The organism is Bathymodiolus azoricus thioautotrophic gill symbiont, assembly GCF_001298715.1.
Taxonomy (GTDB): Bacteria; Pseudomonadota; Gammaproteobacteria; order PS1; family Pseudothioglobaceae; genus Thiodubiliella.
The window spans coordinates 1-11145 of record NZ_CDSC02000414.1; the positions used below are offsets into that span (position 1 = coordinate 1).

An 11145-nucleotide genomic window follows, 5' to 3' on the forward strand; every position below is an offset into this window, starting at 1 on the left:
GAGCAAAAATATTTGTTTAAAGACATAAGCCCACTTTTTATATCTCGCTATCCTCAAAATCAAAACAAAGATTTTATTAAGTGGATGAAATCAGTTCCAAATGATTATATTCATTTTGGTGATTTTGATATTTCAGGTATTGGAATTTATTTAAATGAATATAAAAAACATTTATTCAGTAAAGCGAAATTTTTTATTCCTAAAGGCATTGAAAATACAATTAAAAACAATGGAAGCAGAGAGAGATATGATAATCAAAAAGCCAATTTTGATAAAAATAAAATAAAAGAGAGGTAATTACTAGCTCTTGTTAATATAATTAACACAGAAAAGAAAGGTTTGGACCAAGAGTATTATATTGAAAAGTTATGAAAAAAAATAGTGTGCATATTTGTGAGTCTATACTTTCCCTGAAGGCGTATCAGGGAGGCAAACCTATTAGCGAGCTACAACGCGAGTTGGGCTTGGATGAAGTTGTGAAACTCGCCAGTAATGAAAATCCCTTGCCTGTTAGTAATAAAGTGCGCATGGCGATTGAGCAAGCCATCACTGAAGTAGGGCGTTATCCTGATGGCAATGGTTTTGAACTCAAGCAATCAATAGCTAAGTATTTGTCGATATCTAGCGAGCACATTACATTGGGTAATGGTTCTAACGATATTTTGGAGTTATTGGCTAGAGTAAGTCTGTGTCATGCGAGTGATGAGGTGATTTTTTCGCAATATGCTTTTGTGGTTTACCCTTTGGTCACTAAAGCATTGGGTGCTAAAGCAGTCATCACACCTGCAAATGACTTTGGTCATGATTTGGATGCAATGCTCTTGGCAATTACCAATAATACCAAGCTGATTTTTATTGCTAATCCTAATAATCCGACGGGTACATTATTGGAAGACGCTGGCGTTTATACGTTTTTGTCAAAAGTGCCAAGTTCGGTCATTGTGGTATTAGACCAAGCGTATGTTGAGTATTTAGATGTTAATGATGTTACTGTTGGCTGGTTGCAAGCGTTTGATAATTTGGTGATTACGCGTACTTTTTCTAAGGCGTATGGCTTGGCAGCTTTACGGGTGGGGTATTCCCTTTCAAGTAGCAAGATTGCTGATTATTTAAATCGCATTCGTCAGCCTTTTAATGTGAATCACATTGCACAAAGTGCAGCAATTGCTGCTTTGGCAGATGAAGATTTTTTACAAGAATCTATTTCATCTAATAGACAAGGGTTAATACAACTTGCCAATGGATTTAAGGTATTGGGTTTGTCTTATATTCCATCATCAGCAAACTTTATTGCTGTGAAAGTGGGTGATCCAAGTGTGATTTATCAAGCTTTATTAGAGAAAGGTTTTATTGTGCGTCCTGTGGAAATGAAGGGCTATTTAAGAGTTTCTGTTGGTGCAAAAAACGAGAATGAAAAATTCCTTGTTGCGTTAAAATCTGTCTTATGAATAAGATTTGTATCATCGGTGTTGGATTGATTGGTGGCTCGTTTGCACTAGGCTTGAAAAAGAGTTTACATAAATTTCAGCAAGTTAATATTGTTGGTTTTGGTAGAAATGAGGCTAATTTGCAACAAGCACAAGCCTTAGGTGTGATTGATACATATAGCCTAGATATTGCACAGGCATTATCTGGGGTAGAATTGGTGCTAATTGCTACACCAGTAAACAGTTTTAAAAATATCCTTGAACTTATTAAGCCACACATTAATGATAATGTTATTGTCTGTGATGTTGGCAGTACCAAAGGTAGCGTGATTGCGACTGCCAAAGAAGTATTTGGCACTATGCCAGCTAAGTTTATTCCAGCACACCCAATTGCTGGTAAAGAGCAAAATGGTGTGATAGCTGCCGATGGTAGTTTGTTTAGCAATAAACGCGTTATTCTCACGCCAACGGATAATGCCGATACACAAGCGATTGAGCGTGTAAGTGAATGCTGGCAAGCACTGGGTGCAAGGGTGGAAATTATGAATGACAAAACACATGATGATTTATTAGCAATGACCTCGCACTTACCACATATGTTGGCATTCTCATTGATGGATTATGTGATTGAAAGTGGTTCAAATGCGCTTGATTATGCCGCAGGTGGTTTTAAAGATTTTTCTCGTATTGCTTCAAGTAATGCGACAATGTGGCGTGATATTTGTATCAACAACCCTGATGAAATTGTTAAGCATATTGCAGGCTTTCAGCAAAGTTTAGACAAGCTCTCAAGTTTGATTGAAGAGGGCAAAGCAAAAGAAATAGAGCAATTATTCATTAATGCTAAAACTGCAAGGGATGATTGGTTAAATGAGTAAATTTATCACGCAACCTGCCAAGAAATTATTAGGCAAGCTCAAAGTACCAGGGGACAAGTCTATCTCACATCGTAGCATTATGCTTGGCTCACTGGCAAATGGTATTACAGAAGTCAGTGGTTTCCTGCAAGGAGAAGATGCCTTAGCCACGCTGGAGGCTTTTCAAAAAATGGGTGTCAAGATTGAACGAGACGGCGACAAGGTAACGATTCATGGTGTTGGACTATATGGACTTAAACAGCCTGATTCTGCGCTTGATTTAGGCAATTCTGGTACTTCTATGCGGCTGATGTCAGGTATTTTAGCGGCTCAAAATTTTGACTCTGAGTTGGTAGGCGATGAATCTTTATCCAAACGCCCGATGGGTAGAGTGATTGACCCATTAACAGATATGGGTGCAGTGATTGAAAGTAATGACGGCAAGCCTCCATTAAAGATTAAAGGCGCTCAGTTACTTAAAGGCATTGATTACGATTTGCCAGTCGCATCAGCACAGGTAAAATCTTGCGTATTGTTGGCGGGTTTATACGCACAGGGGGAGACTTGTGTGAGTGAGCCAGAAACCACGCGTGACCATACTGAACGAATGCTTAAAGGCTTGGGGTACGCTGTAAAGGTGGAGGGTAATAAAATATGTCTAAGTGGTGGTGGAGAGTTAACTGCTATGAAAATCCAAGTACCCAGTGATATATCATCAGCTACATTTTTTATGGTGGCAGCTGCTATCGCACCACAAGCAGATCTAACACTAGAGGGTGTTAATATCAACCCAACACGCATCGGTGTGATTGATATTTTGCAGTTAATGGGTGCTAACCTTAGTTTATCAAATAAACGAGAAATTGGCGGTGAATTGTTGGCTGATATTCGCATTCAGTCGTCACAGTTAAAAGGTATTTATATTCCAGTAGAATTAGTGCCACTTGCTATTGATGAATTTCCAGCGATATTTATTGCAGCAAGCTGTGCACAGGGCGAGACGGTTTTAACGAGTGCAAAAGAATTACGAGTGAAAGAGAGTGACCGCATTCAAGTAATGGCAGATGGTTTGGATATTCTTGGTATTGAAAATGAAGTATTAGAAGATGGTATTAAAATTCAAGGTGGACTCTTTCAAAAACCAAATGGTATTATTGAATCACACCACGACCATCGTATTTCAATGTCCTTTGCTGTAGCATCACTTAGATGTGAGCATGTCATTGAAATTAACGGTGTGGATAATGTTAAGACCTCATTTCCAAATTTTGTTGAATTGGCAAATTCTGTGGGTATGAATATTGTAGAAATTTAAAGAATGACGAATAGAGACCTTTGCATAAATAGGAATAATCATTGGCTTTTTCCAATCATCCCTATTTATGCAAAGGTCTCGAATAATAAAAAAGCGCTCATTGAGCGCTTTTTTATTGAAAACTTTAAAATTTTTAGTAGCCACCTTTGCGTTTAGTCTCAGGCAGTCCAGCAATTTTCCCTGCTTGTTTGGCGGGACCTTTTGGGAATAATGTATAAAGCTCCTTGGTGGTTAGTTTGCCTTCCCAGTCGCCTTTTAAACCTTTAACCATATTGCGTTCATTAGGCTGGTTGGCGTTGTTATTAATGTATTCGTCACGCAAGAAGTTGATGAGTTTAAAACTCTCATCTGTTAAATTAACGCCTTCTTCTTCTGCAAGTTCTGTAGCGATACTCTCACTCCATTGATTAAGGTCAACTAAGTAACCATGTCCATCTCTCTCTAAATCTGCTAATGCCATCTTGTTCTCCAAAATAATAAAAAGAATTATTATATAATAAACACCTTTAACTTTTCCTTATTTTTTATATGACTATTGAAAACGCATCATCATTCTTTGCCTGGGATGTTTCCTCTTATTTAGCAGTGTTTCTGATTTTGGCATTTGTTATCGTGTTTACTGATCATTTTTTTATGGGTGGGGCAGAAGTGAATGCACGCTCAGAGAAAAAAAATTTGCTGAGTAAGTGGCTGTATTTTGTATGTTTTTTGAGGCTTAATAAATCAGAAAAATATGCGCATCGCTCTATGGTTGTGCAATTAGCAGCAGAGTTTTATCCAGTATTGTTGCTGGTTTTTTTACTGAGAGGTTTTATAGCAGAACCTTTTAGGATCCCATCTAACTCAATGATGCCAACATTTCTAACTTATGATTTTTTATTGGTAGATAAAATTTCTTACGGCATTCACTTGCCAGTGTTAAACACTGAGTTGGTGGATATTGGTGACCCGCAGCGTGGTGATGTCGTGGTGTTTAGGTATCCTAATTATGAACAGGGTAAAGTTCATAAAGGTGCAGATTTTATCAAGCGTGTGATTGGACTCCCAGGTGATAGGATTGAATACATTAAAGACAGACTCACGGTAAATGGCAGAGTGATTGAACGCCAAAAAATCGGCACCTATACAGGGTTTGAGGAAGGTATTGAAATGACGGGGCATGGGCGTTATCGTGAGCTGCTAGATAACAATCCACACGATATTTTGTTACATCCTAATGTTAGTTCTCATAGTGTGAGGCTTGTTGTCCCTGAAGGGCATTATTTTGTTATGGGTGATAACCGAAAACACAGTAGTGACAGTCGTTTTTGGGGTTTTGTACCTGAAGAATATATTATCGGTAGAGCCTTTTATATTTGGGCGCATGGTGATATTGGTGGGTTATTTTCCAATCCTATAAAAGCACTTAAAACTTTCACCTTTAGTCGCAATGGAATCATTGATTAAAGGGTCTTAGCTGTATTTTTCCTTGTAAAAGGGAGGCAAAAAATTATTTAATATGGCTTAGGATGTTATTAAGTTCATCTTCAGATTGGTAATGAATAATAATTCTACCTTTGTTATTGTTGTCTTTAATCTCAGTTTTCGAGTTAAGCTTTTTGTTTAAAGAATCCGTATGTGCTTGAATATGAGGTTCAATTGTATTGGATGTAGCGGGCTTTGGATTGAGCACTCTTTTAACCAATTCTTCCGTTTGGCGCACAGACAAAGATTTTTGCACGACCTGATTGCCGACTTCAAGCTGTTGCTCGTTGCTTAACGGCAGCAAGGCGCGCCCATGACCCATTTCTATATCGCCATTACTGAGTAATTGTTTAGCATCATTACCAAGTTGCAATAGGCGGATTAAATTACTAACGCTGGAACGAGAACGACCAACCACATGTGAGATTTCCTCATGTGTCATTTTGAAATCTTCAATTAACTGGCGTAGTGCTTTGGCTTCTTCAAGTGGCGTTAGCGCCTCACGCTGGATATTTTCAATCAGACCAATAGCTAGGGCAACTTGGTCGTTAATTTCACGAACAATGACAGGGACTTCAGTGAGTCCAGCAATCTTAGCAGCGCGCCAGCGTCGTTCTCCAGCGATGATTTCATATTTATCGTAGGTAATTTTGCGAGCAACTAGCGGCTGAATAATGCCTTGCGCTGAGATTGAGTTAGCAAGTTCGTTTAGCGTATCAGGGTTGACATCGTCTCTGGGTTGGAATTGACCACGCTGTAATTCATTAATTTTTAAGATTTTTAGGTTGTTATCAGATTGCTCGTTGCTGGATGCTTGCCCTAGCAAGATATCTAATCCACGACCTAATTTTGAGGGGGTTGTCATATTTAATTTAATGTTTTTTGTTTTCCAACAATCTCACTTGCCAGTGAAACATAGGAAATTGCACCTTTGGAAGACCTTGCATAATTAATTGCTGCTTGACCGAAACTCGGTGCTTCTGCTAGTTTTATATTTCTAGGGATAATAGTTTTAAATACTTTTTTTGAAAAGTATTGTTGTAGTTGTACTGAGACTTCATTTGATAGTTTATTGCGTGCGTCATACATGGTTCTTATTAAGCCAGTGATTTCTAAATCAGGGTTGGTGGTTGCCTGAATTCTTTCAATGGTTTGTATGAGTGCACTAAGGCCTTCTAATGCATAATATTCACATTGCATTGGAATAAGAATACCGTTAGAGGCAGTAAAGGCATTAATAGTCAGCATATTTAGTGAAGGCGGACAGTCAATAATAATGTAATCGTATTTGTTGCTAACTTTGGCAAGCGCTTCTTTTAATAGATATTCTGAGTTGCCGTTTTTTATCAAGGCAATCTCAGCAGTGATTAAATCGGTATTGGAAGGAATAACATCAATTTTTACCTTGTCTGAATGAACAATAGTATTTTCAATGCTACATTCTCCTAACAATACTTCGCAAGTGGAGTATTGTAAATCGTGTTTGTCAATACCACAACCCATTGTTGCATTGCCTTGTGGATCAATATCAACCATTAACACGCGTTTTCTGATGGTTTGAAGTGCAGCACTTAGATTGACTGCGGTAGTCGTCTTGCCAACACCGCCTTTTTGGTTTGCAATTGAGAAAATGATAGCCATTACTTTTGTAATACCGCAAGTGCTTTAAGTAAGTTGCGCGCTTCATGCACAAAATAATCTTTTTCAAGTCTTTCAAGCGCCTTTTTATCTAGCTCTGTTTTCTTCTTTTCTTGTGCATCTAAGATTTCTTTAGAAGACAGTTCAGAAGGGTCTTCTACTTCCAAATGACCATCCAAGTCGCTTTCTTTGGTGTTGGTTACTGCGTTTTTCTTTTCTTTTCCTAGGCTGATATTTTTCAGTTTAACATCAGGCACAATACCTTTGGCTTGAATAGAGCGTCCGTTTGGCGTGTAGTATCTTGCAGTGGTGACTTTAAGTCCGTAACCACCTTTAAGTTCGAGAATAGTTTGCACTGAGCCTTTACCGAATGAAGTATTGCCCATGATGATTGCGCGTTTGTGGTCTTGTAATGCGCCTGAAACAATCTCTGAAGCTGAAGCGGAGCCTTCATTAATTAAGACTACCATTGGCGCGCCATTTAATACATCGCCCGGGTCAGCGGTAAATTTAGTGCTGTTGTTTTTAAGTCTACTCTTGGTAGAAACAATCAAGCCAGTATCGTCAAGGAATAGATTGGATATATCAACTGCACCATCTAAAACCCCACCTGGGTTGTTTCTTAAATCAAGAATGAGCGACTTTAAGTCACCTTTGTTTTCATTAACTAAGCGCTCAAGGGTTTTTTGTAATAAGTCAGTGGTTGGATTTTGAAAACTGGAAACACGAATATAGCCAATACCATCTTTAAGTAAGTAGCCTTTGACTGAGGTAATGGTGATAATTTCGCGGGTAATTTTTACCACGAATGGTTTTGTATTTTTACGCACAATAGTGATTTTAATATCAGTACCTGGCTTACCACGCATCAATTTAACGCCATCTTCTAATGACATGCCATTGACAGGTTTATTGTTAATTTTAACAATCTTATCGCCAGCTTGAATGCCAGCTTTATAAGCAGGCGTATCATCAATCGGTGAGATGACTTGGATGATATTGTCTTTTTTGCTGATGACGATACCCAATCCGCCAAACTTACCCGATGCACTTTCTAATAAAGTCTTTTGCTCTTTTGGTTCTAAATAAGCCGAGTGCGGGTCTAAACCATTCACCATACCTTTAATGGCATTGGTGAATAGTTTTTTATTGTCAACATCTTCCACATATAGTCTTTTAATTTGGCTGTAAACCTGAGTAAACGCCTCAAGGTCGTTGAAAAATGCTTCTAGGTTTTGTTTTTCTTTGGTGTTTAGTTTTTTACTTTCTGTTTTTTCTGTGGCATTACAGGCACTAAGTGTAAAGAAAGTGGAAAAAATCACTAAGAATAACGGGTGTTTTAAAGAATTCAAGAAAATCATAATATAATTATTAGTTTAATAAAGGTTTGAAGTATATATAATGTGTACAAATTTATAATTTTACTTGTTTTATTTGTTAGATAACGGAGAAAAATATGAAAAAGTTAAATACAGTTCTATTAGTATTTAGTATATTGATACCATCGCTTGTATTTGCCTATAAAGATGCAACAATAAATGAAGCGCCAACACCAGAAGACAGCCCTGTTAAAACTATACAGGTGGCTATTATCAAGCTTAATCAATTAACCAGCGTCGCAACTTACTCGCCACAAATGATGGGTTTTCTTATTAATCAGGAAATTACACCGTTGTTTGATTTTGAGTATATCGCTGATGAGGTTTTGTCAGCGAGCTATGTGAGTCTAAGTGACGAGGAAGTTAAATATTTTTCTAATTCATTAAAGCAAAATGTTATTAACACTTTGTTGGTGAAATTAGCGAAAGGTCGATCAAGGTCGCTTGATTTTGTTTATGCAAGACCAATGAGAGGTGGTAATATAATTGTTGTTAGATTAAATGCCAAGGGTTATTCTAGATACGGTTTTAATGTTGATTTGTCCTTCCACAAAAACAAATCAGGTAAATGGAAAATTTTTGATGTGGCACTTGAGAACGACAGTTTGATTAATTATTATCAAAGAATGATATTGATTAAAGTCAGAAGATACGGCATATATGGTATGCTAGGTAAAATTTAAAAATAAAATTATGATGAAATTATTAGAAAGAGATGAAGACATTAATAAGGCAACCAAAGCATTAAAGGCGATGGCACACCCATTGCGTTTAAAGATTTTATGTGCATTGAAGGGCGATGAATTACCAGTGTTAGAAATTGTAGAGCAAGTTGGCTCTTCTCAATCTAACATTTCTCAGCATATTGATATCCTTAGAACCAAAGGCATTCTTGAATCACGGCGTGATGGTAATAAAATTTTATGCAAAATAAAAGATGCAAAAATTTTGAAATTAGTTGCCAATATGCAAGCGGTTTTTTGTTCTAAAAATGACTAATTTAAACACTTTTGCATACTAAATTATGCGCTCGTAGCTCAATTGGATAGAGTCTTGGCCTCCGAAGCCAAATGTTGGGTGTTCAAATCACCTCGAGCGTACCACACTATATGACATACCCTGATATCAACCCAATCGCACTAGACTTAGGCTTTATCCAGATTTACTGGTACGGAATAATGTATCTGTTGGCTTTTTTGAGTGCTTACTTATTGGCAAGTTATCGTACTAAGCAACTAAATGACTGGAACAAACAGCAAGTAGAAGACATGATTTTTTACGGCGCTATAGGCGTTGTTTTTGGTGGTCGCATAGGCTATATGTTATTTTATAATTTTGGTGCTTTCTTATCAGACCCACTGTCTATCCTTGCTTTTCAAGATGGTGGCATGTCATTTCATGGTGGATTTTTAGGTGTGTTGTTGGGGATGGTATTATTTAATCGTAAATACAACAAAACCTTTTTTGCAACGATGGATTTTGTTGCACCACTTGTGCCATTAGGTTTGGGTTTTGGTCGACTGGGTAATTTTATCAATGGTGAGCTTTGGGGCAAGGTAACCACAAGTCCGTTTGGACTCTATATTCAAGAGCAGGGTGTTGCACGATATCCATCACAATTGTATGAAGCATTTTTAGAAGGCTTGGTATTATTCGTGGTTCTGTGGATATTTAGCAAGAAACCGCGTGCGCCGATGACAATTTCTGCGTTATTTTTAATTTTGTACGGGTTGTTTAGATTTATCATTGAGTTTGTTAGAGTACCTGATGTGCAGTTGGGTTATTTGGCATTTGGCTGGCTTACTATGGGGCAGCTATTGAGTTTACCGATGATTATGTTAGGCGTCTACTTACTTTTAAAAGCAAACAGAGCGTCTAGATGAAGGTATATATTGACATTGGCAGGCGAATCTTAGATGAAGGTGTGTGGCTATCTAATGCGCGTACTGGGCAAAAAACTTTAGCCATTATTGGCGCTACCTTTGAGCACGACTTGTCTGGTGGTACAGTGCCAGCGGTAACCACTAAAAAGCTCTTTTGGAGATCAGCCATTGCTGAAATGTTGGGTTATATTCGTGGTTATCAAAGTGCCGCTCAATTTAGAGAATTGGGCTGTAACACTTGGAATGCTAATACCAATGAAAACCAAGCATGGTTAGACAATCCATATAGAAAAGGTGAGGACGATATGGGGCTTTGTTATGGTGTGATTGGTCGTGCTTTCCCTGGTGTTGAAGGCGATGAACCAATGGACCAATACAAAAAAATTGTGACAGATTTATCTCGCGGTATTGACGACAGGCGTGAAATGATGACATTCAATCACCCTAATCTTATTCATCGTGCGTGCTTGCCAGCGTGTTTGCACACGCATCACTTTAATTTATTAGGTGATGATTTGTATCTTGAGAGTTATCAGCGTAGTAGTGATTATGCAATTGGGCAGCCGTTTAATCATTTTCAAGTGGCATTTTTATTATTGATTACCGCACAAATTACCGGCAAGAAGGCTAAGAAGATACGCCATCATTTGTCAAATGTGCATCTGTATGAAAATCAAGTTGAAATTTTTAAAAATGAGCAAATGAATCGTGAGCCATTGCCACTACCAAAACTTAACATCAATCCAGAGATTAAAACTCTACAAGATTTAGAAACTTGGGTGACAATAAATGATTTTGAACTGCTTGATTATGAGCATCATCCAGCGGTGAAATACCCATTCACAGTATGAGCCTACCCAAGTGCCCCAAATGTAGTTCTGAATATGTTTATGAAGATGGCAATCTTTTGGTGTGTCCTGAGTGTGCTTACGAGTTTTCAGCAAATGATTTAGACGAGCAAGAGCGTATTATTAAAGATGCAAATGGCAATGTTTTAAGTGATGGAGATACAGTAAGCGTTATTAAAGATTTAAAAATTAAAGGCTCTCAATCGGTGGTGAAAGTGGGCACCAAAGTTAAAAATATTCGCCTGTGTGATGGTGATCACGATATTGATTGTAAAATCCCAAACTTTGGTGGAATGAAGCTTAAATCCGAATTTGTCAAGAAAGTATAGTTATA

At 37.7% G+C, this 11145-nt stretch carries 13 protein-coding genes, 1 tRNA gene and 1 pseudogene; 11 read left to right on the forward strand and 4 right to left on the reverse strand.

From position 1 onward, the window contains the following. From BAZSYMA_RS07945 to aroA, 4 genes and pseudogenes are all read left to right on the forward strand, one after another. Positions 1-297: pseudogene (locus tag BAZSYMA_RS07945) on the forward strand (DUF7281 domain-containing protein); the annotation flags it as partial. Positions 298-368: 71 nt separating this feature from the next. Continuing rightward, the gene (gene hisC / locus BAZSYMA_RS07950) at positions 369-1448 is read left to right on the forward strand and encodes a histidinol-phosphate transaminase (protein WP_195910160.1); all 1080 of its coding nucleotides are present in this window, start codon (positions 369-371) and stop codon (positions 1446-1448) included. Beyond that, on the forward strand, positions 1445-2305 hold the full coding sequence (locus tag BAZSYMA_RS07955) for a prephenate dehydrogenase (RefSeq protein ID WP_090717646.1): 861 nt from the start codon (positions 1445-1447) through the stop codon (positions 2303-2305). The genes hisC and BAZSYMA_RS07955 overlap by 4 nt, the downstream gene beginning before the upstream one ends. Next, a complete protein-coding gene (gene aroA / locus BAZSYMA_RS07960) occupies positions 2298-3599 on the forward strand; it encodes a 3-phosphoshikimate 1-carboxyvinyltransferase (protein WP_090717650.1) in 1302 nt (433 codons plus the stop codon). Before BAZSYMA_RS07955 ends, aroA begins: the two co-directional genes overlap by 8 nt. Before the next feature lie 133 nt (positions 3600-3732). Here aroA and BAZSYMA_RS07965 read toward each other — a convergent pair whose 3' ends face one another. Beyond that, complete coding sequence (locus tag BAZSYMA_RS07965) at positions 3733-4059, reverse strand: TusE/DsrC/DsvC family sulfur relay protein (RefSeq protein ID WP_090717654.1); 327 nt, start codon at positions 4057-4059, stop codon at positions 3733-3735. A gap of 68 nt (positions 4060-4127) precedes the next feature. On the opposite strand from BAZSYMA_RS07965, the gene lepB reads away from it, so the two are divergent. Further along, positions 4128-5045, forward strand: a complete 918-nt coding sequence (gene lepB, locus BAZSYMA_RS07970; protein WP_090717657.1) for a signal peptidase I — start codon at positions 4128-4130, stop codon at positions 5043-5045. Between the two features lie 43 nt (positions 5046-5088). Here the strand turns inward: lepB and BAZSYMA_RS07975 are convergent, their stop codons facing one another. Genes BAZSYMA_RS07975 through BAZSYMA_RS07985 form a run of 3 tightly spaced genes read right to left on the reverse strand, consistent with a single transcriptional unit; the run spans position 5089 to position 8062 of the window. Next, positions 5089-5928 carry a ParB/RepB/Spo0J family partition protein gene (locus tag BAZSYMA_RS07975; RefSeq protein WP_090717660.1) on the reverse strand — a complete coding sequence of 280 codons (840 nt, stop codon included), beginning with the start codon at positions 5926-5928 and terminating at the stop codon, positions 5089-5091. A gap of 2 nt (positions 5929-5930) precedes the next feature. Then, on the reverse strand, positions 5931-6704 hold the full coding sequence (locus BAZSYMA_RS07980) for a ParA family protein (protein ID WP_090717663.1): 774 nt from the start codon (positions 6702-6704) through the stop codon (positions 5931-5933). Then, positions 6704-8062, reverse strand: coding sequence for a S41 family peptidase (locus BAZSYMA_RS07985; protein ID WP_090717667.1), 1359 nt, complete (start codon positions 8060-8062; stop codon positions 6704-6706). Before BAZSYMA_RS07985 ends, BAZSYMA_RS07980 begins: the two co-directional genes overlap by 1 nt. A 95-nt stretch (positions 8063-8157) precedes the next feature. Here BAZSYMA_RS07985 and BAZSYMA_RS07990 point away from each other — a divergent pair, with 95 nt between their 5' ends. The 6 genes from BAZSYMA_RS07990 (at position 8158) to BAZSYMA_RS08015 (ending at position 11140) form a co-directional block, all read left to right on the forward strand. After that, positions 8158-8763, forward strand: a complete 606-nt coding sequence (locus tag BAZSYMA_RS07990) for an ABC transporter substrate-binding protein (RefSeq protein WP_090717671.1) — start codon at positions 8158-8160, stop codon at positions 8761-8763. Positions 8764-8773: 10 nt separating this feature from the next. Next, entirely contained in the window at positions 8774-9079 is a 306-nt protein-coding gene (locus BAZSYMA_RS07995; protein ID WP_090717674.1) for an ArsR/SmtB family transcription factor, read from the forward strand. Positions 9080-9106: 27 nt separating this feature from the next. Continuing rightward, a tRNA-Arg gene (locus BAZSYMA_RS08000) sits at positions 9107-9183 on the forward strand. A gap of 6 nt (positions 9184-9189) precedes the next feature. Further along, positions 9190-9963, forward strand: a complete 774-nt coding sequence (gene lgt, locus BAZSYMA_RS08005) for a prolipoprotein diacylglyceryl transferase (protein ID WP_090717688.1) — start codon at positions 9190-9192, stop codon at positions 9961-9963. Next, complete coding sequence (thyA, locus tag BAZSYMA_RS08010; RefSeq protein WP_090717677.1) at positions 9960-10814, forward strand: thymidylate synthase; 855 nt, start codon at positions 9960-9962, stop codon at positions 10812-10814. Before lgt ends, thyA begins: the two co-directional genes overlap by 4 nt. Continuing rightward, positions 10811-11140, forward strand: coding sequence for a zinc ribbon domain-containing protein YjdM (locus tag BAZSYMA_RS08015; RefSeq protein ID WP_090717680.1), 330 nt, complete (start codon positions 10811-10813; stop codon positions 11138-11140). Before thyA ends, BAZSYMA_RS08015 begins: the two co-directional genes overlap by 4 nt. The last annotated feature ends 5 nt before the right edge of the window (positions 11141-11145 follow it).